The sequence below is a fragment of the Patulibacter ginsengiterrae genome, from assembly GCF_056269115.1.
On the sequence record NZ_JBWDOG010000003.1, the window covers coordinates 28,817 to 55,533 of the forward strand.

Sequence of the window (26,717 nt, forward strand, 5' to 3'; positions counted from 1 at the left end):
TCGCTCAGCCGCCGGTGCTGGCGCGGACCCGCAGCTCGGCGCTGACCAGCCGCGGCGCGTCGGCCGGCAGGCCCGAGAGTCGGTCGACGAGCAGGTCGACGGCGGCGACCCCGTGGGCGGTCGGGTCGAGGTCGATCGCCGTCAGCGGCGGCTCGGTCTCGCGCGTGTGGGACGCGTCGACCCCCGAGGCGACCATCACGTCCTCCGGCGTCCGCAGCCCGCGCTCGCGGACGGCCCGCAGGACTCCGCCGGCGTGGCGCTCGGCGAGCGCGATGATCGCGTCGGGACGCGGATCGCGATCGAGCAGGAGGCCGGCGCAGTGGTGCGCGGTCATCTCGAGGTCGTGCATCACGGTCGGCTCGATGATCGGCTCGCGGCCGTTCTCGGCGCACCAGGCGCGGTAGGCGTCGGAGGTCTCGATCGACCAGGCCCAGGTCGGATCGGCGGCGAGCAGCGCGATCCGCTCGGCCCCGGCTGCGGCGATGTGGTCGAGCAGCTGCCGGATGTTGGCGGCGTTGTCCCCGTGGACGTACGAGCGGTGCTCGGGACGGCCGGCGTCGCGCTCGATCGAGACGACCGGCAGTCGGAGCTCGAGGAACAGCCCGAGCCGGGGGTCGTTCTTCTCCGGGTCGCAGACGATCCCGCCGTCGACGCCGAGATCGCGGAGGTCGGCCAGCACGGTCCGCGGGGACACGAGCAGCAGCGAATGCTCACGGGCGAAGGCGGCGTCGGCCGCGCCGGCGGCGACCCGCATGTAGTACTCGAGGCCGAGGGTCTGGCTGCTGCGCTCCTCGGTGGCGGTGATCCGCGGCAGGATCAGCGCGATCGAGGCGGTACGGCCGGCACGAAGGGCACGAGCGGTGCGGCTGGCGCGGTAGCCGAGCTCGGTGGCGACGCCGGCGACGCGGCGGCGCGTCTCTGGGTCGACGCTGCCCTTGCCGTTGAGCGCATGCGAGACCGTCGTGACGGAGACGCCGGCCTCGCTCGCGACGTCGCGGATGGTGATCCGGCGGCGTTCGCGAAGCGGCTCCATCTCACACAAGCTAGCCCGTGGAGAGAAAGTCCTCTCCCAAATCGATTTGGAGTACGGTGCTCGATCTATGGTCGCCACGCCCGTCGCCACCACTGCCGATCTCGCCGTCGTCGGGGCCCGGGTCCGGACGCTCGACCCGGACCGCCCGTTCGCAGAGGCGATCGCGGTCCGTGACGGCGTGATCGTGGCGGTCGGCGCCGACGACGAGATCCGGCGTCTCTGCGGTTCGACTACGACGATCGTCGACGGCACCGGCCACGCGCTCGTTCCGGGCCTGACCGACGCGCACATCCACCCCGTCTGGGGCGCCGAGCTGACCGTCGGCGCCGACCTCAACGGGCTCAAGACGATCGAGCAGGTCCGCGCGGCCCTCGCCCGCGAGCGGGAGCGCGTGGGCGGCGACGGCTGGGTCCGCGGCTGGGGCCTCGACTACGCCGCCTTCGGCGACGGGCCGATCCGCGGCTCGGCGATCGCCGACGCGGTCGGCGACGCGCCGACCTTCGTGCTCTTCTACGACCTCCACACCGCGCTGGCGACGCCGCGTGCGCTCGAGCAGGCGGGGGTCAGCGGGCCGCGGACGTTCGGCGACGCGTCCGAGATCGTCTGCGACGACCAGGGGCCGACCGGCGAGCTGCGCGAGGCCAGCGCCTATCGGCTCGTGCTCGGCGCCGCCCCGGCGCCGACCGCGGCCGAGGAGCGCGCCCGCGTGCTGGCGACGCTCCGGCGGCTCAACACGCTCGGCCTGACCGGCGGGCACGCGATGGACGGCAGCCCGGAGACGTTCGCGGCGATGCGCGAGCTGGAGGCGGCGGGCGAGCTGCCGATGCGGCTGGTCGTGCCGCTCTGGCAGGAGCCGGACGTGACCGACGAGCAGATCGAGGCCCAGCTCGGCCTCCGCGACGAGCGCGGGCGCCGCTGGCGGGGAGGGGTCGCGAAGCTGTTCGTCGACGGCGTGATCGACTCCGGCACCGCCTGGCTCTACGCGCCCGACAGCGAGGGCGCCGGCAACGCCTCGTTCTGGCCGGATCCGGCGCGCTACGCGGAGGTCGTCGCGCGCTACGCGAACGCCGGCTTCCAGTGCGTCACGCACGCCGTCGGCGATCGCGCGGTCGCGGCCGCGCTCGACGCCTACCGAGCTGCCGGTCGCGCCGTGAACGGGGCCCCGCACCGGATCGAGCACCTCGAGACCCTCACCGATGGGGACCTCCGCCGACTCGCCGACGAGGGCGTGGTCGCCTCGATGCAGCCGCTCCACATGCAGTGGCGGCAGGGCGACCTCAGCGACAGCTGGGCGACCCGGTTGGGTCCGGAGCGGGCCGCGCTCGGGTTCCGGATCCGCGACGTGCTCGACGCCGGCGCGGCCGTCGCCCTCGGCTCCGACTGGCCGGTCGCGCAGGACGACCCGCGGTTGGGGATGGCGTGGGCACGGCTGCGGCGCACGCCCGGCGTCCCCGACGCCCCGGTCTTCGAGCCCGATCAGGTCCTGACCGCCGACGAGGCGCTCGCCGGCTACACGAGCTGGGCGGCGGCCGCCGTCGGCGACGGCGATCACCAGGGGCGGATCGCCCCCGGCTACGTCGCCGACCTGACCGCGCTCGCCGTCGACCCGGTCGAGGCCGGCCCCGACGAGCTGCTCGAGGCCCCGATCCTGCTCACCGTCGTCGACGGCGAGATCGTCCACCGCGCCGAGCGTCCCTGACGGACGCGCGACCGACACCGGCAACACGTTGCTGCTGCCGCCGCTGCCGGTGCTGTTCCCGCTCGGCGTCTGGCAGGCCTTCCGGGTCCGCTCGCGGGATCCGGAGGCGTACGACCGCCCTCACCACCACTGAGGCGGTCACAGCCGACGTCTGAGGCCCCAGGGGCCGTCAGGGCGGTCGCCCCAGGTGGTTCGCGGCGCTGGCATGGGGTCGATCGGTCGCGGACCGGTGCGGCCGCGACGGGGCGCCGCGGCCGGTCCCGGCCTGCGGTCCCGGGGGCCGAAACGAAGCGTCGTCCCGCAACCGCGATACTCCTGTTGGTGCCGCCGATGAACCTGCCGAACGTGCTGACCGTGGCGCGCATCCTGCTGGTGCCGGTCATGGTCGTCGCGCTCGCGGAGCGAACGACCACCGGCGACGTCGTCGCCGCGTTCGTCTTCTGGCTCGCCTCGGTCACCGACTTCGTCGACGGCTGGCTGGCGCGGCGGTCGGGCCTGATCACCGACTTCGGCAAGCTCGCCGATCCGATCGCCGACAAGCTGCTGGTGCTGTCGGCCCTGGTGATGCTCGTCCACCTCGATCGGGTGGCGCTGTGGGTCGCGATCGTGGTCATCGGCCGCGAGCTGGCGGTCACGGTGACGCGGATGCTCGCGGCCTCGCACGGCGAGGTGATCGCCGCCGCCTGGCTCGGCAAGGTCAAGACGGCGTTCCAGCTGCTCGTGATCTTCCTGCTGATCCTGGTGACGCCGACGCCGGTCTGGCTCGACCTGCTGGTCTACGCGATGGTGGCGATCACGCTCTACAGCGGGTTCGACTACTACCTCGGGCTGCGCCGGGCGCAGCGCACCGCCAGCTAGCGGCGCCGCGCCGCCCGCGGGGTCAGCGCCCCGCGGCGTCGAGCCACTGCCGCAGCGAGGTGTGCTGCTCGGGCTCCTCGCCGCGCGCCAGCTCGCCACGCAGCTCGCCCATCGTCCCGTAGCGCTCGGCGATCACGTCGTGCTGGTGGATCGTCTCGAGGTTCTGCTGGCGAGCGAGCACGAACGCGTCGTCGGAGAGGCCGCCGAACTGGCCGACGACCCCGCTGAGCATCTCGCGGACGACGTCCTCGACGAAGCGCGGGTTGCGGTGGGCCTTCTCGACGACGGAGCCCTCGTCCGAGCGCTTCATCAGCTCGTAGATCTCGGAGCTCATCGACTGCTCGATCACGCGGACCACGTCGAGCACGTCGACGTCGACGCCCACGGAGCCCTCGGTCCGGCCGAGGTAGATCGTGCCGAGGCCACGCTGGTTGTGGGTCGCGACGGGGACCGCCTCGAGGATCGTGGCGATCTGCTCCTCGCTGAACCCGGCCTCGCTCAGGCGCCCGGCCGAGGACTCGCGCAGATGCTCCTGCGCGCAGGGGCAGGCGGTGATGCCCTGGGCGGTCGCGCCGGTGACGGTGCGGGTGCCGGCCTCGGTGGCGACCGCGATCCCGTGGAGGGTGAAGATCTCCTGCGTCGCGATCCCGGAGACGGGCGCGGTCCGCTCCTCGGGGTAGCGGGCGGTCAGGCGGACCTCCGCGCGGCGCGCGCCCTGGCGGTCGCGGATCGCGACGGCGACCCGTCGGGCCAGATCCTCGGCCCGGATCGCCGGGGCACCGCTGACGACCTCGTCGCCGATCGCCTCGTTGACGACCTCCTCGAAGCGCGACATGTGGGCGCCCTTCTGGTGCGGTCCGAGATCGACGACCGTCTCGAGCGTGGCGAGGTACGGGACCTCGGCGCCGGGCTGCCCGACGCGCACGATCTTCTCGACGCCGGCCACGCCGACGCGGGAGAGCGCGACGTGGACCGTGGGCTGCTCGTTCTGGACGTCGAGGCGGAAGCGGGTGGTCGTCATTGGGGGTCCTCGGGTGGGGGTCGGCCGGGCGCCGGAAGCGGCGCGGGCGGTTCGGCGACGTCCACATACCGTACGACGCCGCGACCTCCGGCCCGTTGACGACGGACGGAGGCAACGCTTAAGAACCCCTTAGAACCTGGGTTTCGTGTGACGAGCGTCACCCTCACGGCGCCCCTCGCGGATCCTTGTGCTATTCCTTGCAAGCACGACGACACGAACGCGTCGGCTCCGCGGGGACGCAGCCCCAGGGCCACGACTGAGGGTCGACGGTGTGGAGACATATCGTGATCAGCCCACCGGCCTTGCCGGATGGGCGTCGAACCGACGAGGGGAAGGTTCCGACGTGAGCAACAACGAGGCCCTGCTGGCCGACGAGACGCCGATCACCGAGATCGAGGAGCTGCGAGCGCTCATCGCCGAAGGTCAGGAGAAGGGATTCCTGACCGTCGCGCACATCGCCGCCTCGCTCGAGGAGGCAGAGGTCACCAAGGAGCAGCTCCAGGGCCTGCACGCCCACCTCGAGGAGCTGGGCGTCGACGTCCTGCACGGCGAGGACGCCAGTGACACCACCGGCCGGGCCGCCCGCGAGGCCGAGCGCCTCGAGCAGGCCGGCTCGCGCAAGGACCGGGAGTCCGGCGCGGCCACCAAGGACCGCCCGCAGATCGACCTGACGGTCGAGCCGAGCCTGGACTCGCTGCGCATGTACCTGCGGTCGATCGGACGGGTCGCGCTGCTGACCGCCGATCAGGAGGTCACCCTCGCCAAGCGGATCGAGCGCGGTGACATCCAGGCCAAGCAGCAGATGATCGAAGCGAACCTGCGGCTCGTGGTCTCGATCGCCAAGGCCTACCTCGGCCGTGGGCTGAGCTTCCTCGACCTGATCCAGGAGGGCTCGCTGGGCCTGATCCGCGCGGTCGAGAAGTTCGACTACCGCCGCGGCTACAAGTTCTCGACGTACGCGACCTGGTGGATCCGCCAGGCCGTGACCCGCGCGATCGCGGACAAGGGCCGGACGATCCGGATCCCCGTCCACATGGTCGAGAAGCTGAACAAGGTCGTCCACGTCGAGCGTCAGCTCGTCCAGACGCTCGGCCGCCAGCCCTCGCCGGAGGAGATCGCGGAAGAGGTCGACATGCAGGTCCGCGACGTGCGCGACATCCTGCGGATGTCGCAGCAGCCGATCTCGCTCGAGAAGCCGGTCGGCGAGGACGAGGAGTCCTCGCTCGGCGACTTCGTCGAGGACAAGGACGCCGAGTCCCCGTTCGAGATGACGAGCGAGCAGCTGCGCCGCGAGCACGTCCGCCGGGCGCTCTCGACGCTGCCCAAGCGCGAGCGCGAGGTCATCGAGATGCGCTTCGGCCTCTCCGGTGACCAGCCGAGCACGCTGGAGGAGGTCGGCCGCGCGTTCGACGTCACCCGTGAGCGGATCCGTCAGATCGAGAGCCACACGCTCAAGAAGCTCGAGTCGCTGCCCGAGTCGCAGCGGCTCCGCGACGCCGTCTAACGGCGCATGGTCTGAGGCGCCCGTAGACGCGTCGGATCTCGGCACGCGGCGAGCTCGGCAGTGCTTTCGCACAGCTCTCGCTCGCCGCGCACCGACCTCCTCGGTCTACGAGCACCTCAGACGCATACGCAGGGCTCAGGGCACGTTCGGTGCTCCTGGGCGTGTGTGCTGCGTCCGCGCTCGCCCCGCTTTTCCGCGCGGGTCGGCGAGAGCGCAAACTGGCGGCGGCATCGCTAAGATCCGTCGCCGCTCGGGGGGATGTCCGAGTGGTTAAAGGAGACGGGCTGTAAACCCGTTGGCTCTGCCTACACAGGTTCGAATCCTGTTCCCCCCACTGCGAAGAAGAGGCCCCGGTTCCAACGGAACCGGGGCCTCTGTCGTTCGGGGTTGCGGCGGCCGGCTGCCGCAACCCGCGGGCGTCGACGGTCGCGGGCTGCACCCGGACATCGTGTCCCGCTGCGGGGCGATCGTCGGTCCTCGGCATACATCTGCCGATCAATCCCCGGACGCGGCCGCAGGCCTCGCCGCTGGGGTCACGAGGTCCGGTTCCGGTTCCGGTTCCAGTTCGGGCACCGTCAACCGCGGCAGGAAGAGCTGGATCAGCGGGCCGATCGCGAGCGCGTAGGCGACGGTGCCGACGCCGACGGTGCCGCCGAGCAGCCAGCCGACGGCCAGCACGCTGGCCTCGATCAGCGTTCGGACCACCCGGATCGGCCACCCGGTCCGACGGACGAGCCCGGTCATCAGCCCGTCGCGGGGGCCCGGGCCGAGGCGGGCGCCGATGTAGGCGCCGCTGGCGAGCCCGTTGAGCACGACTCCGAGCGCGAACACCGGGATCCGGATCGACAGCGGCTCGAGCGGCGGCAGGACGGCGAGGCCGAGGTCGACCGCGAGGCCGACCACGATCACGTTGCTGACCGTGCCGAGGCCCGGCCGCTGCCGGAGGGGCACCCAGAGCAGCAGGACGGCGGCCCCCGTCACGATCGTGACGGTCCCGAAGCTCCAGCCGAGTCGCTCGGCCGCGCCCTGGTGGAAGGCATCCCACGGGTCGAGGCCGATGTTGCCGCGAAACATCAGCGCCATCGAGAAGCCGTAGAGCACGAGGCCGGCGTAGAGCTGGAGGAGGCGACGGCCGAGCATGCGGCCCACGATGCCCGACACTGGCCTTGAAAAGTAGAGCCAGTTTGCGGATAGTGGACCGTATGGCTTCACGGAGCATCACCGCCCCGGCGCTCGTGCGGCAGCTCGGCGCCTGGCGCGCCGACGGGGCCGGGGCGGTCTACCGCCGGCTCGCCGACGGGCTTCGCCTGCTCGTCCTCGATGGCCGTCTGCCGCTCGGCCTGCGGCTGCCGGGCGAGCGTGAGCTCGCGACCGCGCTCGGGGTCAGCCGGACCACCGTCAGCGGAGCCTTCGCGCTGCTGCGCGACGAGGGCTACCTCCGCAGCCGTCGGGGATCGGGCAGCCGCACCAGCCTGCCCGGTGGGGCGTCCGACCGGACGGGGGAGCCACTCGCCGACGACGAGCGCCCGGGGACCGTCGACCTCGGGATCGCCGCGTTGCCGGCGGTGCCGGCCGTCCACGGCGCCTACGCCGCGGCCCTGGCGGCACTGCCGGAGTACCTGCCGCGGCACGGCTACGAGCCGGTCGGGCTCGCGGTCCTCCGTGAGGCGATCGCCGACCGCTACCGCCGCCGCGGGCTCCCCACGACCCCCGACCAGATCGTGGTCACCTACGGCGCGCAGCACGCGTTCGCGCTGGTGCTGCGGCTGCTGGCCGGTCCGGGCGACCGGGTGATCCTCGACCACCCGGTCTACCCGCACGCGATCGACGCGGTCCAGCGGGCGGCCTGCCGCGTGGTGCCGGTCGCGCTGCCCGAGCACGGCTGGGACGTCGAGGGACTGATCGCTGCGATGCGCCAGACCGGGCCGCGGCTGGCCTACCTGCTGCCGGACTTCCAGAACCCGACCGGCCGTTGCATGGACGCGGAGACCCGTGCGGCCGTCGCGCGCGGCGCGGCGCGGACGCGGACCACGCTGGTCGTCGACGAGACGATGGTCGACCTCTGGCTCGACGCGCCGCCCCCGCCGCCGCTCGCCGTCCACGACGAGGGCGGGACGGTGATCACCCTCGGTTCGACCGGCAAGAGCTTCTGGGGCGGCCTGCGGATCGGCTGGATCCGGGCCGACGTCCGGACCGCGGCGGCGCTGGCGACGGTGCGGGCCTCGCTCGACCTCGGGACCCCGGTGCTCGAGCAGCTGGCCGCGGCGACCCTGATCGGGGGCGACGATGCGCAGCTCGATCCGCGACGGGCCGCGCTCCGCGAACAGCGGCAGCACCTGCTGGGCCTCGTCGCCGACCAGCTACCGGAGTGGCGGGTCACGAGCCCCCCGGGCGGACTGGCGCTGTGGGCCGAGCTGCCGGTCGCGGTCAGCTCCGCGCTTGCCGCGACCGCCGACCGCTACGGGGTGCGGATCGTGGCCGGCCCCCGGTTCGGTGCGACCGGTGCGCTCGAGCGGTTCGTGCGGTTGCCGTTCACGCGGCCGGCGGCGGAGCTCGACCTGGCGATCCCGCGCCTTGCCCGGGCGTACGCCGCCTTGCGACCGGGGGCGCCCGCCGCCTACGCGACGGCCGGCGTGAGCGAGGAGCCGACCGCGGTCGTGTGAGCAGCCGCGGTCGCTACGCTGCGCGGGTGCTTCGCGACGTCCAAGCGCTCCGCTACGTGACCCCGCTGCGCGAGGGCGGCTCGGTGCCGGCGCTGGTCGAGGCCGACGACGACGGGCTCTACGTCGTCAAGCTGTTCGGCGCCGCGCAGGGCCCGAAGGCGCTGGTGGCCGAGATCGTCGTCGGGGAGCTGGCGCGGGCGCTGGCCGAGGCCGAGCCCGGCCTCGGGCTGCTGATGCCCGAGCTGGTCCTCGCCGGGCTGCCGATCGAGCTGTCGCGGGCGGAGCCGGATCCCGAGATCCAGGAGCACCTGGCGGCGAGCGCCGGCGTCAACGTCGGCATGGACTTCCTCCCGCGGGCGCTGCCCTACAGCCCGGCCTCCGGTCCGCAACCGGACCCCGAGCTGGCCGCGGCGGTGGTCTGGCTCGATGCGCTCACGGAGAACGTCGATCGGACCCCGCGCAACCCGAACCTGCTGACCTGGCACGACCGGATCTGGCTGATCGACCACGGGGCCGCGCTCTACCGACAGCACGCCGGGCTCGATCCGGCTCGTGCCAACGGGCGTTTCGCGGCGATTCGGGACCACGTCCTGCTGCCCCGGGCCGGCTCGATCGTCGAGGCCGACCGGCGGCTCGCTCCGCACGTCGACGAACCGCTGCTGCGCTCGATCGTCGCCCGCGTGCCTGAGCGCTGGCTCGACCCGGCGGCCGCCGAGCTGCTCGTTGCCGACCTGCTCGCCCGCACCAGCGGTCCGCGGGACTTCGTCGAGGAGGCCGAGCGTGCCCGCACCGCCTGAGTCCCGCGACGGTTCCGGCTGCGGCGACGCCGAGGTCTTCCAGTACGCCGTCCTTCGCGTCGTCCCCTCGATCGAGCGCGGCGAGGCCCTGAACGTCGGGGTGGTCCTGCACTCCCGCCGCCACCGCTTCCTCGGGGCCCGGGTGCTGGTCGATCGTCCGCGGCTGGAGGCGCTCGACCCGCAGCTCGACCTCGACGGGCTGGAGCGCCACCTCGAGGGCCTCGTGCGGGTGGCCGAGGGGGACGCGGCGGCGGGCGCGGTGGCGCTGCTCGATCGCTCGGAGCGGTTCGGCTGGATCGCGGCGCCGTCGAGCACGATCGTGCAGCCGTCGCCCGTCCACACCGGGGTCTGCGGTGACCCTCAGGCGGTGCTCGACCGACTGATGGTCCAGTTGGTGCGCCGCGCAGGCTGAGGCTCTACTACCCTGCCGGGGATGCACGTACGCCGTTGGCTCCCTATCCCCCTCGCGCTGCTCGCGATCGCCGCCACCGGCTGCGGAGACGAGAAGACCGCGCAGGACGTCAAGGAGGGCACGACGACCGCCGCGACGACGACCGCTCCGGAGGCCACCACGGCCACGGACGAGAACGCCGCCGCTCCGAAGGAGAGCGGAGCGACCGCAGCGACGATCGACAAGCTCGTCGAGGCGGCGGGCACGGACGTGAAGAAGGCCCCGGAGCTCGGCAAGAGCACGGGCGCGCCGCCGAAGACGCTGGTGATCGAGGACGTCGTCAAGGGCGACGGGGCGACCGCGAAGCTGAACGACAACGTCGAGGTCCGCTACTCGTTGGGCGTCTGGGACGGCGAGAAGGCCGAGTCCTCGTGGGACCAGGGCGACGACCCGGTGGCCTTCCCGCTGACCGAGGGCGGCCTGATCGAGGGTTGGATCAAGGGCGTTCCCGGCATGAAGGTCGGCGGCCGGCGGCTGCTCGTCGTCCCGCCGGAGATGGGCTACGGCGCGCAGGGCCAGGGCACCGCGATTCCGCCGAACGCGACGCTGGTCTTCATCATCGACCTGGCGGGCGTCGGCAAGTCCTGAGCCATCGTCGGGGCGGCCCGCGCGGCCGGCCCCGGGTAGGTGGTCCCGTGCGGGACCGCGTTCGAGGGCGCCGATTCGGCGCCCTCGCCCGTTCGGGCTCCTAGAGCGCGGCGACCCGCGCGGCCAGCTCGGCCGGCCGTTGGCCGACGAGCTTCTCGCGGACCGCGTCCTCGACCGGCCCGCGCACGAGCATCCGCAGCATCCGGCCGGGATCGACCTCGACCTCATAGGTCGCCCGCGTGCGGCCGCCGCCGAGGTCCTCCAGGATCCACGAGCCGTCGAGCTTCTTGACGTCGCCCGACTCGACCGTCCACGAGAGCCGGTTCGGGGCCTGGCGCACGAACCGCGCCCGGACCTTCAGCTCCTTGACCTTGGCGTCGCTGACGATCTCGGCGAGCACCACCTGGCCGTCCGCGTCGCGCTCGAGGGCGGTGGCGGTGAGCACGCCGTCCTGCCACTCGGCGATCGCTGCGACGTCGCTGACCGCGGCCCACACCTGCTCGATCGGGGCATCGATCTCGCCCGTCGCCGAACCACCCAGTCCTGTCACGCGCTGCTCCTCGGTTGATCTTGCGTTCGGGCGGACGGTAGCCGACCGACAGGACCTCCCGGTGGCCCCCGGCTCCGGCTAGGGTCGGGATCCACCGTCGGACGAGGGGTCCCGTTGCGTCAACTCACGAGCCTCGATGCGCTCTTCCTGGCCCACGAGGGCGACCGCACCGTCGGCCACGTCTCCGCGGTCGCGATCCTGGACCCGGCCGACCTTCCCGGCGGCCGGCTGACGCTGGCCCGCCTGCGCGAGATGCTCGCCGGTCGGCTCGCGCTGCTGCCGCCGTTCCGCTGGCGGCTCGTCGAGGTGCCGTTCAACGTCGACCACGGCTACTGGGCGACCGATCCCGCCTTCGACCTCGAGCACCACGTGCGCGAGCTGCGGGTCGACGAGCCCGGCGGCGAGGCGGAGCTGAGCGCGCTGGTCGGCCGGCTCTTCTCGCGTCCGCTCGACCGCACCCGGCCGCTGTGGGAGATCTGGCTCGTGCAGGGGCTCGGGGCCGGTCGCTGCGCGCTGGTCTCGAAGGTTCACCACGCGCTCGTCGACGGCGTCTCGGGGGCGGAGATCATGGGCGCGATCTTCGACCTGACGCCGGAGGGGCGGGAGTCGGTCGTGGTCGAGGAGCAGGCGACGGAGCTGCCCCCGACCCCGTTGCGGATGCTCGCGCGCGGGGTCGCCGGCGCCCCGGGGCGGATCCAGGAGCGAGCCCGGAGCCTGCCGCGGTTCGTCGCCCACGCCGGCAGCCTGCCCGGGGCGGGCTGGATCCCGGGGATGACGACCGCGGGGCGGGTGGTCCGGAGCGTCGCCCGGCCGCTGACCGGGGACGAGCGGCCGCTGCTGGAGCCGTTCGTCGGCTCGGCACCGGAGACGCCCTTCAACCAGCGGCTCTCCGGCGAGCTGCGGATGGCCCACGTGCGGCTCGACCTCGATCTGGTCAAGGCGGTCAAGGCGGCGCTCGGCACGACCGTCAACGACGTGATCATGGCCGTTGCCGCCGGTGGCGTCCGCCACTGGCTGGTCACCCACCATGCGCTCCCGCCCGAGCCGCTGCTGGCGCTGGTCCCGGTCTCGGTCCGGACGCCGGAGCAGAACGGGACGTTCGGCAACCGGGTCGGCGGGATGGTCGTGCCGCTGCCGACCAACCTCCGCGAGCCGGGCGAACGGCTGACCGCCGCGCGGGCGTCGATGCAGAGCGCGAAGCAGCGGCACGCCGCCGTCCCGGCCGATCTCCTGATCGACGCGACCCGGTTCCTGCCGCCCGCGCTGTTCACGCGGGCGACCAAGATCACGCTCGGGATCGCGGGCCGGGCCGGGATCCGGCCGCCGATGAACCTGATCGTGTCGAACGTGCCGGGCCCCCAGATCCCGCTCTACTGCGCCGGGGCCCGGATCGAGACGGTCGTGCCGGTCTCCCCGGTCACGCACGGGGTCGGCATGAACATCACGGTGATGAGCTACTGCGGTCGGGTCGACGCGGGGATCGTGGTCGACCGCGGGCAGGTCCCCGATCCGGAGCTGATCGGCGACGGCATGCTCGCGGAGCTCGAGGCGCTGCGGAAGCTGGCGGGCGTCGCCTGAGCGGCACGCGCGGAGCGGCTCCGGACAGCCGGTGGGCGCGGCGTTCGGGGCCTCTCCGCGCAGCCTCCGGGCTATCGCGCAGCGTTTCCGGCCGCGGACCGCTACTCTTTCTCGCGCGTTGCCCTCTTAGCTCAGTGGTAGAGCACTTCCATGGTAAGGAAGGGGTCGTCGGTTCGAGTCCGACAGAGGGCTTACAAGCGTCGGGGACTGGTGATCCAGGCTCCCGGCGCTTTTTTCGTTCTGCACCGTCTGCACCGATCGTGGGGCGGATGTGGGGCGTTTCTCGCCGAACGGCGAGCCGGGCAAGCGGCCAATCGTTCGGTCGCAAACGCGGAACGCCGTTTGTGAGGAGGCGATCTGCGGGGCCGCGGGCGCGACGCACGGCGACTCCCCGGTTCTCGGTCGGGGAAGGTCTCTCCGGGCGTTCTCGGGGCGCTCAGGGCGCTCGTGCGGGTCACGCCCGGGCAGGGCCCGACCCGTTGAAGGCCAGCCGGCCCACATCGGGTCGCCGGCCGCGCGCTCGGTGGGCCGTCGTGATCGGTTCGTGAACCGGGGGGCCGGCGCCCAGTAGCGTGACGGCGTGGACCTCTCGGATCTCTTTCTCCACGGGACGCTGGCCCTCGACGTCGTCGGCCTGGTCGTCCGCCTGGCCGCCGTGGTGATCGTGCCGGTCAACCGCCGCCCAACGTCGGCGATGGCCTGGCTGCTGGCGATCTTCTTCATCCCCTACCTGGGGGTCCTGGCGTTCCTGCTGATCGGCAACCCGAAGCTGCCCGAGCACCGGCGCCGCAAGCAGCGCGAGGTCAACCAGCGGATCCTCGAGCTGACCAAGGGGATGGACAACGTCCCCGAGGACGATCCCGGTCCGTCGTGGCTGTCGTCGGTCGTGCAGCTGAACCGCAACCTCGGTGCGATGCCGCTGATCACCGGCAACCACGCGCGCCTGATCGAGGGCTACGACGACTCGCTGCGGCAGATGACCGAGGCGATCGACGCCGCCCGCGAGTACGTCCATTGCGAGTTCTACATCATGGCCTCGGACGCGACGACGGCCCCGTTCTTCGCCGCGCTCGAGGCCGCCGTGAAGCGCGGCGTCTCGGTTCGCGTGCTCTTCGACCACATCGGCTCCCGCCGCTCCCCGCACTACCGCCAGACGGTCAAGCACCTCAAGCGGACCGGCGTCGACTGGCAGCCGATGCTGCCGGTCCAGCCGCTCCGCGGGAAGTACCAGCGCCCCGATCTGCGCAACCACCGCAAGCTGCTGGTGGTCGACGGCGACGTCGCCTTCCTCGGCTCGCAGAACCTGATCGACCGCAGCTACAACAAGCGCGGCAACGTCCGCCGGGGCCTGAAGTGGCAGGAGCTGATGGCGCGCTTCGAGGGCCCGATCGTCGGCGGAATCAACGCGATCTTCGTGACCGACTGGTACAGCGAGACCGACGAGGCGCTGGAGGGCGAGATCCACCAGGTCGACCCGCGCGAGGCGATCGACGCGCTCGACTGCCAGGTCGTGCCGAGCGGTCCGGGGTTCGAGGACGACAACAACCTCAAGCTGTTCAACTCGCTGATCTACTACGCGGAGCGCCGGATCAGCATCACGAGCCCCTACTTCGTGCCCGACGAGTCGTTGATGTCGGCGGTCACCACCGCCGCCGACCGCGGCGTCGCGGTCGAGCTGTTCGTCTCGGAGATCGGGGACCAGCCGGTCGTCTTCCACGCGCAGCGGTCCTACTACGAGGCGCTGCTGCGGGCCGGCGTGCGGATCTACCAGTACCCGGCGCCGTACATCCTCCACGCGAAGCACATGACGGTCGACGAGGAGGTCTCCGTGATCGGCTCGAGCAACATGGACATGCGCTCGTTCGGGCTCAACATGGAGGTCTCGCTGATGGTCAGCGGCGTCGAGTTCGCCGACGAGATGCGGCGGGTCGAGGACCACTACCGCTCGATCAGCACCGAGCTGACGCTGGAGAAGCACCTGTCGCGGCCGTGGGCCGGCCGGGTCGTCGACAACCTCGCCCGGCTGACCTCGGCGCTGCAGTAGGCCTGCTCGACCCGCTCAGCCTCCCTCGGCCGGCTGGTCGAGCCGCTCGCGGCGGGCGGTCGACGAGCCGGTCGCCGGGTCGACGCTGACGAGGTCGACCGCCAGCGGCGCGAAGCGGGGCCGGTCGCGGTAGAGCAGGCGCGCGATCCCGACGGCGGTCGCGTCGCCACTGAGGTTGCCGGTCCCGCCCGCCCCGACGCTGCCGCCGTTGATCACGGTCACGTTCTTGAGACGCTCGAGCGCCGCGCGGTGGGTGTGGCCGACGGCGAACACCAGCGGACGCTTCGGCGGGCTGCGGCGCAGCTCGGCGAGCGCCACGTCGAGCATCTTCTGCTCGTGGACCATGACCACGTCGACGTGGCCGACGAGCGGCTTCAGCCAGGCCGCGAACGCCTGCTGGTTGGCGACCGACGGACCGCGGTCGACGTAGCGGTCGCGGTAGTGCTGGGACCGCAGCCGCACGAACGGGTCGCCGTAGCCCGCGACCCGCATCCCGGCGACCCGCGCCACCACGTTGCGCGGGTGACGCGGCCGGCCGTTGCGTCCGAGCGGGCCGTACCGGCCGAGCACGACAGCCCCCCGGCGAGCGAGCGAGCGCGTGAGCGCATCGGAGTCGTGGTTGCCGGTCACGAAGACGAACGGGCGGCCGAGGTGGGTGACCCGCTCCAGCAGGCTGCTCTCGAGCGGCGTCCCGCGGTCGGTCAGGTCGCCGACGAACAGCAGCGGGTGGCCGGCGGAGACCCGCTGGAGGATCGGCAGCGCGAGCACGTTGTTGTGGAGGTCGGACGCGATCGTCGCCATCGGCGCATCCGTCAGGGGACCCCGCTGGGCGGGATCGGAGACGAGCCGCGCGAGGCCGACCAGCTGGGCGTCGAGCTCCTGGTCGAGCACTCCCGACGAGCGCTGGGCGTCCTCGAGGATCCGCAGCGCCCGCGGGATGTCGGGGCCGAAGGCGTAGTACTGCGGATCGTCGAGCCGGCCCCGCGGCGGCAGCAGCACGACGAGGGCGACCCCGATCAGCAGCGCCAGGCCGACCGCCACGCCGCTGGTCCAGCGCAGCCGCGGACCGGCCCGCGAGCGGACCGCCAGCGCGACCAGCAGTCCGGCGAAGGCGGCGACCAGGACCACGACGACGATCACGGTCCGGAGGTAGCGTGCGATCGCGTCGCGGGCCTCGGTGCGGACCGAGCGGGCGTCGAGGGTGCCCTGCTTCGCGATCTGCTGGACGACCGTGCGATCGACGGTCCGCAGGTCGACGTTCAGCCGTACCGGCAGCCGGATGGCGTCGTACCGGACGCCCCAGTCGACCAGCGGCACGTAGAGGTCGAGCGACCCGCGGTGGCCGGGGTCGATCGAGAGTCGGACCTGGCCGACCGAGAGCTGCTCGGTCTGGCCGTAGACCCAGATCGCCCCGGTCGCCCCGGCGAGCGTCCCCGCCACGACGGCGAGGACGGCCAGGATCTGGCGTGCGAGCGGCGGGATGATCGTGCGCCTCGCTCCCTCAGCTGGCCTCGGCGGCCGCGGCGCTCTTGGCGACGTCGAGCATCTCGTCGACCCGCGTCAGCTTGACCCGCGGGCGGCCCTGGGGCTCGCCGAGGGCCTGCTCGTGGGCGTCGATCCGCTGCCAGCCCGCGTAGTCGACGTGATCGAGCTCGTGGGCGGCCAGCAGCTCGGGCAGGTCGTCCTCGGTGACCGTCGGCTCGGGTAGCTTGCCGGCGACGAGGTCCTCCAGCAGCACGTCGACGGTGCCCTGGGCGTCCTTCTTGTTGGTGCCGATGATCCCGGAGGGGCCGCGCTTGATCCAGCCGGCGGTGTAGACGCCGGGGACCTGCTCGTCGTCGTTCTCGTCGATCACGCGCCCGCCGACGTTGCGGATCGTCGCCCGCTGGTCGTCGAACGGGACGTCGTGGAGCTTGCTGCCGCGGTAGCCGATCGAGCGCAGGACCAGCCCGCACTCGATGACCTCGGTCTGGTCGGTCGGACGGGCCGAGATCCAGCCGTCGTCGTCGGCGACCAGCTCGTTCTTGACGATCCGGATGCCCTCGACCTTGCCGTCGCCGACGATCTCGACCGGGGAGGCGAGGAACCGCAGGACGATCCGGCGCTTCTTGCCCTCGGGGGTGCGGGTCGAATACTCGCTGGCGATCTCGACGTTGCGCTTCTCGCGGACGTCGGCCTCGTCGCTCTCCAGCCAGCGGGCGCTGTGCTCGTCGAGGGCGACCTCGGACGGGTCGACGACGATGTCGGCGTCGGCCATCTCCCCGAGCTCGCGCAGCTCCGGGTTGGTGAACGCGGCCTGCGCCAGTCCCCGGCGGCCGAGCACGACGATCTCCTCGATGCCCGAGGAGGCCAGTGCCTCGATCGCGTGGTCGGCGGTGTCGGTCTCGCGCAGCTCGTCGACCGAGAGGCCGAGCATCCGGGCGACGTCGACGGCGACGTTGCCGTTGCCGATCACGACCGCGCGCTTGGGGGAGAGGTCGAACTCGTGGTCGCGGGCGGCCGGGTGGCCGTTGTACCAAGCGACGAACTCGGTCGCCGGGTGCGATCCGGGCAGGTCCTCGCCGGGAATCCCCAGCCGCCGGTCGTGCGAGGCACCGGTCGAGTAGATGACCGCCTGGTAGCGGGCCGTCAGCTCGTGGTGGCTGATGTCGGTGCCGACGTCGACGTTGCCGAAGAACCGGAAGCCGGGCTTCTTGGCGATCTTCTCGTAGACCCGCGTGACCGACTTGATCTTCGGATGGTCCGGCGCGACGCCGAAGCGGACCAGCCCGAACGGGGTCGGCAGCTTGTCGAAGAGATCGACCTCGGCCGCGACGCCCTTGGCGGCGAGCAGCTGGCCGGCGGCGTAGAAGCCGGCCGGGCCGGCGCCGACGATGGCGACGCGGAGCGGGCGGTCGGGAGTATCGGGCTGGTCGGTCACGGTGTCTCTCGCCGGGGTCGGTAGGGAAGGAGTGGCGCCTGGGAACGTGTTCTTAGGGCAACCGTATCGTTCCTCGGAGAAGGGAATGCCGATCAGCATTCGCCCCTTCTCCTGCATCGTACGAGCCCGCGGGCGGTTCCCGTCGTCCGCAGGGCTGGCGGGCGGTCGCCGTCCGCACCCGATCGGGGAACGAAGCTGGCTCAGGAGCCCCGCTTCTCCGCCAACCGCAACCAGATCTCGGAGCGGGTCGGGAAGGTCGGGACCGCCTGGTCGAGCAGGTCGAGCGGGACCCGTCCGGCGACGGCGATCGTCGCCGCGTGCAGCTGCTCGGCGACCCCGGAGCCGACGAACGTGACGCCGACCAGTACCTCGGCGGCCCGGTCGAGCACGAACCGGGTGGTGCCGCCGGCGTCCCTGCCGACGAAGCTCGCGCCGGCGTTGCCGTCGCTCGGGACGTCGATCGCCTGCGCGTCGATCCCCGCGGCGAGCGCAGCCTCGAGCGTGTAGCCGACGGCCGCGACCTGCGGCTCGGTGAACGTCACCCGTGGGCTGCGGCCGCCGTCGGGCTCGGTCTCCGCGAGCGCGGCGGTCGCGTCGCCGAGGATCCGGTCCGCCGCGACCCGGGCCTGGCGCTTGCCCTGGTGGGTCAGGAGCGCGCGGCCGTTGACGTCGCCGACCGCGTAGAGCCAGTCGCTGCCGCCGACCCGGAGCGACTGGTCGGTGGTCAGGAAGCCATGGTCGCCGAGCGTGATGCCCGCCCGCTCGACGGTCAGGTCGTCGGTGTTCGGCACCCGTCCGGCGGCGACGAGCAGCTCGTCGGCCTCCAGCGACTCGCCGCCCTCGAGGGTCAGGACGACCGTCTTGCCCCGGCGGTCGGCACGGGTCACGGTGATCCCGGTCCGCACGTCGACGCCCGCGGCGCGCAGCCGCTCCGTCACCTGCGCGGCGGCGTAGGCCTCCTCCTTGGCGAGGATCCGCGGCAGGGTCTCCAGCAGCACGACCTGCGACCCGAGCGACGACCAGGCCTGGGCGAGCTCGCTCCCGATCGGGCCGCCGCCGAGCACGAGCAGCCGTCCGGGCACCTGCTCGGAGGTGGTGCCCTCGCGGTTGGTCCAGCCGCCGACCTCGTCGAGGCCCGGGATCGGGGGCAACGACGGGCGGGTCCCGGTCGCGACGATCACCGCGCGGCGGGCGACGATCCGGTCGGTCCCGCGGGCGTCCTCGCCATCGTGCTCGAGGATCTCGACCGTCCGCTCGCCGGCCAGACGGCCGTGGCCGCGGATCAGCCGGATGTCGCGATCCTCCAGCCACGGCAGCTGGGCGGCGTCGTCGAGCTCGTGGATCACCTCGTCGCGACGGTCGAGCACGATCTGGGGGTCGATCTCGCCGTGGACCAGCTCACGGACGCCGGGGACTCGCTGGGTCTCCGCGAGCAGCTCGGCCGGGCGCAGCAGCGCCTTCGACGGCATGCAGCCGAAGAACGAGCACTCGCCGCCGACGAGTCGCGGCTCGACGAGGACCACGTCGAGACCGGACTCCGCGAGGCGTCCGGCCGCGACCTCACCGGCCGGCCCGGCGCCCAGCACCACCACGTCTGCGTCGGTCTCGTGCACGGAAGCTCCTCAGGTTGGGGACCACCGGCCGCGACGGACGGGCCGCGGTCGGGAGGGTCAGCGTACGTCGACCCTCCCGTGCATCCTCGCGGGTCCGGCGGCGGGCCCCGGCGGCGGGTGCGATTCCCCGTGGCTACTTGAGGTTCTTGTACGTCGTCCAGGTCTGGCGGGCGCCGCCGGTGCGGTTCTGCAGGCCGGACTGCCAGTTCTCGCCGGTCGACTGCGGGTCGCGCAGCTGGTACCAGACGAAGCTCTTGGCCTTGTGCTTCTTGGCGATCGACCAGGCGCTCTTGAGGTAGGTCGAGGCGCGCGAGACCGGGATCGTGTCGCTGCTCTTGGGCTTGGTCTTGTACGCGAACTCCGTCAGGTAGATCGCGTTGACCGCCGACGACGGGATCCGCTTGGTCTTCGCCGCCCGCTTGAGGGCCGCCTTGGCGTAGCCGAGGTTGGCCTGGGTCCACTGGTCGCGGCTCTTGCGCTTCTTGTTCGGGTTGGCCTTGAAGTCGTACGTGTGCAGCGCGACCCCGTCGGCCTTGATCCGGTAGGTCGAGGACTTGCCCTTGGCCTTCCAGTTGCTCTTGAGGCCGAGCACCTCGCGCACGAAGGCGCCGGCGTCGGCGGACTGGCCGCGCGGGTAGTTCTTCGAGAGCGGGCGGCCGTAGGGCAGCAGCTCGCCGAACAGGACCTTGGCGCTCGGGTCGACCTTCTTGATCTCGCCGTAGGCCGTGTTGTGGAGCTTGCGGTAGACGGTGGCGCCGCCGCGCTTGGGGATGTGGCGGTACCAGTTGGGCTCGTTGAGCGCCGTGTAGTAGCGGGTGGTGGGCAGGTCCTTGAGGCTCTCGGCGAGCGACCGGATGTAGGTCTTGTAGGCCGAGACGGAGATCTTCGAGGCGGCCGTCGGGCCGGCCTTCTTGCCGCGGGGGTTGAAGGAGGAGCCGCCGGTCACGGTCGGTGCGACCTCGATCGAGGCGATCGGGGTGCCGGCGGCCTGCGCCTGGAGGACGGTCCGGCGGATGCCGTTGACCTGCCACGGCGGCGGGACGGTCGACTTGCCGTCCCAGCCGGTGTTGAACCGGACCATCCCGACCTTCGCCTCCTGGACGTTGGTCAGGAACGAACTGGTCAGGTCCGGGTGGTTGATCGTCATCTCCTGGTCCTGCAGACCCTTGACGACGGCAGCGTTGGCCGCGCCGGCCGGCACCAGGAAGGCGGCGGACGCCGCGGCGGTGGCGACGGTAGCGAGGGCGAATGTGGCTCGGTTGCGAGTCATGTGTCCCCGGAACCCGCCGACGCGCCGAAGAGAGCGGTCCTCCCCGGAAACCACGCCGGGGGAGACCGTCCGGGCTACTTCAGTGACCTACTTCAGCCCCTTGAAGGCGGTCCAGGTCGCGCGGGTGCCGCCGGTGCGGGTCTGCAGGCCGGACTGCCAGTTCTCGCCGGTCGACTGCGGGTCGCGCAGCTGGTACCAGACGAAGCTCTTGGCCTTCTGCCGCTTGGCGATCGACCACGCCGTCTTGAGGTACTTGGCGGCCGTGTTGACCGGGATCGTGTCGCTGCCGCCGGGCTTGGTCTTGTACGCGAACTCGGTCAGGAAGACGGAGTTGGCCGCCGAGGAGGGGAGCCGCTTGGTCTTCGCCGCCCGCTTCAGCGCCGCGGTCGCGTAGCCGAGGTTGGCCTGCGTCCACTGGTCGCGGTTGGCGCGCTTCTTGGCCGGGTTGGCCGTGAAGTCGTAGGTGTGGAGCGAGACGCCGTCGGCCTTGACGGTGTAGGTCTTGCTGCTGCCCGTGGCCTTGCCGCTCTTGTTGAGGCCGAGCACCTCGCGGAGGAAGGCACCGGCGTCGGCGGACTGGCCGTGCGGGTAGTTCTTCGAGAGCGGGCGGCCGTAGGGCAGCAGCTCGCCGAAGAGCACCTTCGCCTGCGGATCGACCTTCTTGATCTCGCTGTAGGCGGTGTTGTGCAGCTTGCGGTAGAGCGCCGCGCCACCGCGCTTGGGGATGTAGCGGTACCAGTTGGGCTCGTTGATCGCGCTGTAGTAGCGCGTGACCGGCAGGTCCTTGAGGCTGGTCGCGAGCGACTGGATGTAGCTCTTGTAGGCCGAGACGGAGATCTTCGAGGCGGCCGTCGGGCCGGCCTTCTTGCCGCGGGGGTTGAACGAGTCGTTGCTGGAGATGGCCGGCACGACCTCGATCGACTTGATCGTGCTGCCGGCGGCGATCGCCTGCGTGACGGCGGCGTGGATCCGTGCGACCTGACCGCCGTCGGGGCTGCTGGACTTGCCGTCCCAGCTGGTGTTGAAGCGCACCATCCCGACCTTGGCCGCCGTCGCGTTCTCGATGAACGGCGCCGTCAGTTCCGGGAAGTTGACGGTCATCTCCTGGTCCTGCAAGCCCTTCACGACGGCGGCGTTGGCGGAGCCGGCGGGGACGAGGACGAGGGCGGAGGCCGCCGCAGCGGCCAGGGCGAGTGTGGCTCGATTGCGAGTCATGTGGTCGGACATCGTAGACCCCTGTTCGCCGTCTTCGCGTGGGTTCCCGGTCCAGCTGGCGATCGGCGCGCTGCCGCTGGCGGTGACGGCCGACGCGGTCCCCCGGTGGTCCTCCTCGTGGTCCGGCGGGAACCGCCATCGCGGCCCGGAGGCGGCTTTCGGACCCGTCGGACGGGTGGAAACGGGGGCGCGACAGGCCCGGCCGGAGGTCACGGAGGGCTAGCCTGATGGGATGGCCTCGTCCGAGCAACCCCCCGCCGCGCACCAGTCGGCCGCGGTCCTGGCCGCCGACGCGCTCGGGATCTTCGTCCGGGCGATGTCCGGGATCGAGGAGGCGACCCCCGACAGCGCGACCTTCTACGACCGCCTCTGCGAAGCGGTCTGCGGCGCGGTCGGCGTCAACCGTGCCGTGATGTTCCTCTACGACGAGGGCCGCCGCCGGGTCCGTGCGGTCGGCACCCACCGGATCGACCGCGAGCGGTTCCCGCCGGAGGGCGTCGGGATCGAGGACGCACCGCTGTCGCGGGTCGCGCTCGAGGAGGACCGGGTCGTCGACTCGCTCGACACCCCCGGCGAGCAGGTCAGTCGTCCGGACCTCGCGCATCTGCCCGAGGGCGACCTGGCCTACGTGCCGATCGCCGCGGGAGGCACCTGGTACGGCGTGATGGTCGTCGAGCAGACGACCGGGCTTCCGCTGCCCGTCTCCGCCCGCGACGCGCTCTGGATCGCCGGCAAGGTCGTCGCGTTCGCCGCCGAGGCCCGCCGCGCGACCCGCCACCAGGAGCAGGCGCGGCAGATGGAGCACCGGTTGACGCTGGTCCGCCAGGTCCACGAGCAGGTGATCCAGCGGCTGTTCGGGCTCGGGTTGGTGTTCGCCTCCGACGAGCCGCTCGACGGCGAGGCCCGCGAGCGCGCCCGGATCGAGATCGAGGCGACCCAGGCCGACCTCCGCCAGCTGCTGCACGGGCCCCGGCTCGAGGTCGCCGCCCCGACCGAGATGCGACTCGGCGAGGAGATCGACCGCCTCCGCCGGGCGCACGCGACCGTCGAGGTCCGGGCCGACCTCGATCCGTCGGTCGAGCTGCCGCGGTCGTTCGAGCCGCTCGCCCAGTCGGTGCTTGGCGAGGCGGTCCGGAACGCGCTCAAGCACGGCGCGCCGACCGTCCTCGACGTCTCGCTGACGCGGGTCGCCGACGCGATCGCGATGACGATCGACAGTGACGGCGCGAAGAAGGGCGAGGCCGGACGGACCGGTCTGGGCCTGCGCCTGGCCGCCGTCGAAGCGCTCCAGGCCGGCGGTCTGCTGGAGTTCGGGTCACGGGGAGAGAACGGATGGCGGGTGCGGCTGTTGCTGCCCGCGACCGACGAGCGGGAGGACGTTGCATGACGCGGGAAGTCGGACGGACGGTGGTGTTGCTGGTCGACGACCACGAGGTGGTCCACTGGGGCCTGCGGTCGTTGCTCTCCGGTCAGCCGTGGGTCGCCCGCTGCCTCAGCGCCCACAACGGCCAGGAGGCGGTCGAGCTGGCCAGCCGCTACTCGCCGCACGTCGCGCTCGTCGACCTGTTCCTCGGGACCGAGTCGGGGGCCGAGCTGTGCGAGCGGCTGCGGGCCGCCGAGCCGCGGACGAAGGTCCTGCTGCTGTCCGGCGCGGGCCGGATCTCGGCCGCGGCCGCGAAGGCCGCGGGTGCCTCCGGCTTCGTGCCGAAGGACTGGCCGGCGGCCGACGTCTGCCGCGCCGTCCGCGCGGTCGCGGCGGGCCGGACCGTCTTCGAGGGCTCTGCCGGTCCGGCGACTCCGGCCGGCCTCAGCCCCCGCGAGCGCGAGATCCTCGGCCTGATCGCGACCGGGGCGACCAACCCCGAGATCGCCGCGGCGCTGCACCTCTCGCCGCACACGGTCAAGGAGCACACCAGCTCGCTCTACCGCAAGCTCGACGTCCGCAACCGCGCCGAGGCCGTCCGCACGGCCGACCAGCTCGGGCTGCTCTGAGCCCGCTCCCGGCCGACCATCTGGTCGGTCAGGAGCGCTTCGCCCGGGTCGCCCCGAGCGGTCCGGGCCCGGCGTCGCCGCCCCCCGGAGAGGGGGTCGGAAACCCCGTCGGCTAGCAGCTCGTCGGGGTGGCATGGCAGGCTGTTCCGTCGTGAGCACCTCCACGGCGATCCTCTTCCCCGGACAAGGCACACCGATGGACGGAGCCGGCGACGAGGTCGCCCGTCTTCGTCCCGACCTGCTCGAAGCGGTGATCGAGGCCGTCGGCGAAGACCCGTTCCCGCGGACCGCGGAGAGCACCCGCTTCGCCCAGCCGGCGATCGTCTGCTCCTCGCTGGCCCGCTACTCGGCCCTGGGCCTGCCGCGCCCCGACGCGCTCTTCGGCCACTCGCTCGGCGAGATCGTCGCGCTCGCGCTCGGCGGCGTGATCGACGAGCGCGAGGCGCTGATCCTGGCCGCCGCCCGCGGCGCCGCGATGGCCGACGCCGACCCCGAGCGGATCGGCAGCATGTCGGCGCTCCGCAAGGGCGACCTCGACGAGGCCCAGGCGCTCGCCGACGAGCACGGGCTCGTGGTCGCCTGCGACAACGCCCCCGGCCAGGTGATCCTCGCCGGGCGGATCGACGCGCTCGACGCAGCGGCCGAGACGGCCAAGAGCCGCGGGGGCCGGATGCGCCGGCTCGACGTCGCGGGGGCCTTCCACTCGCCGCTGATGCAGCCGGCGATCCCCGGCCTCCAGGCCGCGATCGACGCGACGACCTTCCGCGAGGCGACGATCCCCGTCTGGTCGGCGGTGACCGCGGCCCCGATCGACGATCCGCCGCGGCGGCTGATCGACAGCCTGACCCACCCGGTCCTCTTCCGTCCCGGCCTGCTGGCCCTGCACGCGTCCGGGGTCCGGCGGTTCGTCGACGCCGGCCCGGGGGACGTCGTCGCCGGCCTCGCCCGCCGGACCTTCGCCGACGGCTTCGAGGGGCCCGACGCGGTCGAGGTCGAGGTCCCGGAGCCGGCCGCCGAGGGGCCGACGACGCCGACCGGGGACAATCCCACTCATGCCTGACGCTCCGACGCCCTCCGCCGCCTCGGCGGAGGCACCAGCACCCGTGCGCCCCGTGCGCGTCGCCCCGCTCGGGATCGGCGCCGCGCTGCCGGAGACGATCGTCACCTCGGCCGAGATCGAGGAGCGCCTCGGCCTCGAGCCCGACTGGCTCGTCTCACGGACGCACATCAAGCAGCGGCACATCCTCGCCGACGACGAGAAGATCACCGACTTCGCGCTGCTCGCCTCGCAGCGGGCGCTGGAGGACGCCGGGATCGACGGCAGCGAGGTCGACCTGGTGATCGCCGCCTGCCTGATCAGCGACGACATCGCGCCGTCGATGTCGGCGGTGGTCTCCTCGCAGCTCGGGGCCGGCCACGCGGCGAGCTTCGACGTCTCGTCGGGCTGCAGCGGCTTCGTGGCCTCGGTCGCGACCGCCACGGCGATGATCGAATCGGGTCGCTTCCGGACCGTGCTGGTCGTCGCGGCGGAGGCGATGAGCCGGCTGACGAACCGCAGCGACAAGGCGACCGCCGGGCTGCTCGGCGACGGCGCCGGCGCGATCGTGCTCCAGGCCCGCCAGGACGAGGGCGTCGGCCGCGTCGGCCGCTCGGTGATGGGCTCCGACGGGGCCAACGGCGGCACCGTTCGCGTCGCCACCGAGCACCCGTCGATCTTCGACGAGGGCCAGTTCGGCGCCGGGATCCCGTTCGCGGTCCAGATGAACGGCTTCGACACCTACAAGACGGCGGTCCAGCGGTTCGAGTCGACGGTCCGCGAGACCGCCGCTGCCGAGGGCATGTCGCTCGAGGACGACGTCGACCTGATCGTCCTCCACCAGGCCAACGGCCGGATCCTGGAGGCCGTTCGCAAGCGGCTCAAGCTGCCCGCGCAGCAGGTCGCCAGCTCGGTCGAGACGCACGGCAACACCTCGGCCGCGTCGGTCGCGCTGGCGCTCGCCGACGCCCGCGCCGACGGCCGTGTCGTTCCCGGCACCCGCCTGCTGCTGGCCGGCTTCGGCAGCGGCCTGGCCTGGGCCGGCATCACCATGACCTGGGAGGGTGGATCCAATGGCCGCTAAGCCGTTCAGCTGGCCACCCGCGAAGCCCGAGGACGGCTGCGCGCTCGTGACCGGCGGCTCCGGTGCGATCGGGGCCGCGACCGTCAAGGCGCTGGCGGCCGACGGCTGGCCCGTCGTCGTCCACTACGGCCGCAACGCCGACGCCGCCGCGCAGGTCGTCGCCGACGTCGAGGCCGCCGGCGGCACGGCGGTCGCGATCGCCGCCGACCTCGCCGATCGCGAGGCGCCCGCCGCGCTGCTGGCCGCCTCGGTCGAGGCGCTCGGGCCGGTCCGGGTCCTGGTCAACAACGCCGGGATCACCGCCGACAACCTCGCGATGCAGCTCAGCGACGACGAGTGGGAGCGCGTGATCGACGTCGACCTCAACGCCGCCTTCCGCCTGATCCGCCCGGCGTTGAGCCCGATGATCCGTGGCCGCTTCGGCCGGATCATCAACGTCTCGTCGGTGATCGCGCTCAAGAACAACCCCGGCCAGGCGAACTACGCCGCCGCCAAGGCGGGCCTGCTCGGGTTGACGCGCTCGGTCGCGGCCGAGGTCGCCCGTCGCGGCGTGACCGTCAACGCGGTCGCTCCCGGCTTCATCGAGAGCGAGATGACCGAGGGCCTGCTCGAGGACCTCGTCGGCCACATCCCGGTCCGCCGAGCGGGCCAGCCGGAGGAGGTCGCCGCGGCGATCCGCTTCCTCGCCTCGCCCGAGGCCTCCTACGTCACCGGATCGACGCTCGTCGTCGACGGGGGCCTGGGGGCGTAGATCGTCGATTCCGCGGAATCGACCATCTAGGATCGTGGATCGGAGGTCCA

Annotated in this window: 23 protein-coding genes and 2 tRNA genes; 16 read left to right on the forward strand and 9 right to left on the reverse strand. The window is 72.6% G+C overall.

Translation table 11 applies throughout. The features are described from left to right. Positions 1-4: 4 nt before the first annotated feature. On the reverse strand, positions 5-1,033 hold the full coding sequence (locus ACVUH9_RS06600) for a LacI family DNA-binding transcriptional regulator (protein WP_475755155.1): 1,029 nt from the start codon (positions 1,031-1,033) through the stop codon (positions 5-7). Between the two features lie 67 nt (positions 1,034-1,100). On the opposite strand from ACVUH9_RS06600, the gene ACVUH9_RS06605 reads away from it, so the two are divergent. Both ACVUH9_RS06605 and pgsA read left to right on the forward strand, forming a co-directional pair. After that, positions 1,101-2,732, forward strand: a complete 1,632-nt coding sequence (locus ACVUH9_RS06605) for an amidohydrolase (RefSeq protein WP_475755157.1) — start codon at positions 1,101-1,103, stop codon at positions 2,730-2,732. A 330-nt stretch (positions 2,733-3,062) separates the two neighbouring features. Next, the gene (pgsA, locus tag ACVUH9_RS06610) at positions 3,063-3,590 is read left to right on the forward strand and encodes a CDP-diacylglycerol--glycerol-3-phosphate 3-phosphatidyltransferase (RefSeq protein WP_475755633.1); all 528 of its coding nucleotides are present in this window, start codon (positions 3,063-3,065) and stop codon (positions 3,588-3,590) included. 22 nt (positions 3,591-3,612) lie between these two features. On the opposite strand, the gene mptA is transcribed toward pgsA, so the two are convergent. Beyond that, positions 3,613-4,611: a GTP cyclohydrolase MptA gene (gene mptA / locus ACVUH9_RS06615; protein WP_475755159.1), complete on the reverse strand. Its 999-nt coding sequence runs from the start codon at positions 4,609-4,611 to the stop codon at positions 3,613-3,615. A gap of 343 nt (positions 4,612-4,954) precedes the next feature. On the opposite strand from mptA, the gene rpoD reads away from it, so the two are divergent. Together rpoD and ACVUH9_RS06625 are read left to right on the forward strand one after the other, a co-directional pair. Beyond that, positions 4,955-6,115: an RNA polymerase sigma factor RpoD gene (gene rpoD / locus ACVUH9_RS06620; RefSeq protein ID WP_475755161.1), complete on the forward strand. Its 1,161-nt coding sequence runs from the start codon at positions 4,955-4,957 to the stop codon at positions 6,113-6,115. A 252-nt stretch (positions 6,116-6,367) separates the two neighbouring features. Continuing rightward, positions 6,368-6,449: transfer RNA gene (locus ACVUH9_RS06625), tRNA-Tyr, on the forward strand. 161 nt (positions 6,450-6,610) lie between these two features. Here the strand turns inward: ACVUH9_RS06625 and yczE are convergent. Beyond that, positions 6,611-7,255: a membrane protein YczE gene (gene yczE / locus ACVUH9_RS06630; protein ID WP_475755163.1), complete on the reverse strand. Its 645-nt coding sequence runs from the start codon at positions 7,253-7,255 to the stop codon at positions 6,611-6,613. Between the two features lie 62 nt (positions 7,256-7,317). Between yczE and yczR the strand changes: the two genes are divergently transcribed. Genes yczR through ACVUH9_RS06650 form a run of 4 tightly spaced genes read left to right on the forward strand, consistent with a single transcriptional unit; the run spans position 7,318 to position 10,614 of the window. Then, positions 7,318-8,778, forward strand: coding sequence for a MocR-like transcription factor YczR (gene yczR / locus ACVUH9_RS06635; RefSeq protein ID WP_475755165.1), 1,461 nt, complete (start codon positions 7,318-7,320; stop codon positions 8,776-8,778). A 26-nt stretch (positions 8,779-8,804) separates the two neighbouring features. Then, entirely contained in the window at positions 8,805-9,575 is a 771-nt protein-coding gene (locus ACVUH9_RS06640; protein WP_475755167.1) for a HipA family kinase, read from the forward strand. Continuing rightward, on the forward strand, positions 9,559-9,987 hold the full coding sequence (locus ACVUH9_RS06645; protein ID WP_475755169.1) for a DUF3037 domain-containing protein: 429 nt from the start codon (positions 9,559-9,561) through the stop codon (positions 9,985-9,987). The genes ACVUH9_RS06640 and ACVUH9_RS06645 overlap by 17 nt, the downstream gene beginning before the upstream one ends. A 21-nt stretch (positions 9,988-10,008) precedes the next feature. Beyond that, entirely contained in the window at positions 10,009-10,614 is a 606-nt protein-coding gene (locus tag ACVUH9_RS06650; RefSeq protein WP_475755171.1) for an FKBP-type peptidyl-prolyl cis-trans isomerase, read from the forward strand. 100 nt (positions 10,615-10,714) lie between these two features. Here the strand turns inward: ACVUH9_RS06650 and ACVUH9_RS06655 are convergent, their stop codons facing one another. Further along, positions 10,715-11,164 carry a type II toxin-antitoxin system RatA family toxin gene (locus tag ACVUH9_RS06655; RefSeq protein WP_475755173.1) on the reverse strand — a complete coding sequence of 150 codons (450 nt, stop codon included), beginning with the start codon at positions 11,162-11,164 and terminating at the stop codon, positions 10,715-10,717. A gap of 114 nt (positions 11,165-11,278) precedes the next feature. Between ACVUH9_RS06655 and ACVUH9_RS06660 the strand changes: the two genes are divergently transcribed. The 3 genes from ACVUH9_RS06660 (at position 11,279) to cls (ending at position 14,786) form a co-directional block, all read left to right on the forward strand. Next, complete coding sequence (locus tag ACVUH9_RS06660) at positions 11,279-12,742, forward strand: WS/DGAT/MGAT family O-acyltransferase (RefSeq protein ID WP_475755175.1); 1,464 nt, start codon at positions 11,279-11,281, stop codon at positions 12,740-12,742. Between the two features lie 120 nt (positions 12,743-12,862). Further along, positions 12,863-12,934, forward strand: a tRNA-Thr gene (locus ACVUH9_RS06665). 388 nt (positions 12,935-13,322) lie between these two features. Continuing rightward, positions 13,323-14,786, forward strand: coding sequence for a cardiolipin synthase (gene cls, locus ACVUH9_RS06670; protein ID WP_475755177.1), 1,464 nt, complete (start codon positions 13,323-13,325; stop codon positions 14,784-14,786). Positions 14,787-14,801: 15 nt separating this feature from the next. Here the strand turns inward: cls and ACVUH9_RS06675 are convergent, their stop codons facing one another. From ACVUH9_RS06675 to ACVUH9_RS06695, 5 genes are all read right to left on the reverse strand, one after another. Next, a complete protein-coding gene (locus tag ACVUH9_RS06675) occupies positions 14,802-16,226 on the reverse strand; it encodes a metallophosphoesterase family protein (protein WP_475755179.1) in 1,425 nt (474 codons plus the stop codon). A gap of 61 nt (positions 16,227-16,287) precedes the next feature. Continuing rightward, a complete protein-coding gene (locus ACVUH9_RS06680) occupies positions 16,288-17,706 on the reverse strand; it encodes an FAD-dependent oxidoreductase (protein ID WP_475755181.1) in 1,419 nt (472 codons plus the stop codon). Between the two features lie 200 nt (positions 17,707-17,906). Further along, the gene (locus tag ACVUH9_RS06685) at positions 17,907-19,319 is read right to left on the reverse strand and encodes a dihydrolipoyl dehydrogenase family protein (RefSeq protein ID WP_475755183.1); all 1,413 of its coding nucleotides are present in this window, start codon (positions 19,317-19,319) and stop codon (positions 17,907-17,909) included. A 133-nt stretch (positions 19,320-19,452) separates the two neighbouring features. Continuing rightward, positions 19,453-20,589: a hypothetical protein gene (locus tag ACVUH9_RS06690; RefSeq protein ID WP_475755185.1), complete on the reverse strand. Its 1,137-nt coding sequence runs from the start codon at positions 20,587-20,589 to the stop codon at positions 19,453-19,455. Positions 20,590-20,676: 87 nt separating this feature from the next. Next, positions 20,677-21,804 (reverse strand): hypothetical protein, encoded by a 1,128-nt coding sequence (locus tag ACVUH9_RS06695; protein ID WP_475755186.1) that lies wholly within the window; start codon positions 21,802-21,804, stop codon positions 20,677-20,679. Positions 21,805-22,036: 232 nt separating this feature from the next. Here ACVUH9_RS06695 and ACVUH9_RS06700 point away from each other — a divergent pair, with 232 nt between their 5' ends. From ACVUH9_RS06700 to fabG, 5 genes are all read left to right on the forward strand, one after another. After that, positions 22,037-23,191 carry a GAF domain-containing sensor histidine kinase gene (locus ACVUH9_RS06700; RefSeq protein WP_475755188.1) on the forward strand — a complete coding sequence of 385 codons (1,155 nt, stop codon included), beginning with the start codon at positions 22,037-22,039 and terminating at the stop codon, positions 23,189-23,191. After that, positions 23,188-23,796: a response regulator transcription factor gene (locus tag ACVUH9_RS06705; RefSeq protein WP_475755190.1), complete on the forward strand. Its 609-nt coding sequence runs from the start codon at positions 23,188-23,190 to the stop codon at positions 23,794-23,796. Before ACVUH9_RS06700 ends, ACVUH9_RS06705 begins: the two co-directional genes overlap by 4 nt. A 151-nt stretch (positions 23,797-23,947) precedes the next feature. Beyond that, positions 23,948-24,856 (forward strand): ACP S-malonyltransferase, encoded by a 909-nt coding sequence (locus ACVUH9_RS06710; protein ID WP_475755192.1) that lies wholly within the window; start codon positions 23,948-23,950, stop codon positions 24,854-24,856. Continuing rightward, positions 24,849-25,916 (forward strand): 3-oxoacyl-ACP synthase III family protein, encoded by a 1,068-nt coding sequence (locus ACVUH9_RS06715; protein ID WP_475755194.1) that lies wholly within the window; start codon positions 24,849-24,851, stop codon positions 25,914-25,916. The genes ACVUH9_RS06710 and ACVUH9_RS06715 overlap by 8 nt, the downstream gene beginning before the upstream one ends. After that, positions 25,906-26,667: a 3-oxoacyl-ACP reductase FabG gene (gene fabG, locus ACVUH9_RS06720; RefSeq protein WP_475755196.1), complete on the forward strand. Its 762-nt coding sequence runs from the start codon at positions 25,906-25,908 to the stop codon at positions 26,665-26,667. Before ACVUH9_RS06715 ends, fabG begins: the two co-directional genes overlap by 11 nt. The last annotated feature ends 50 nt before the right edge of the window (positions 26,668-26,717 follow it).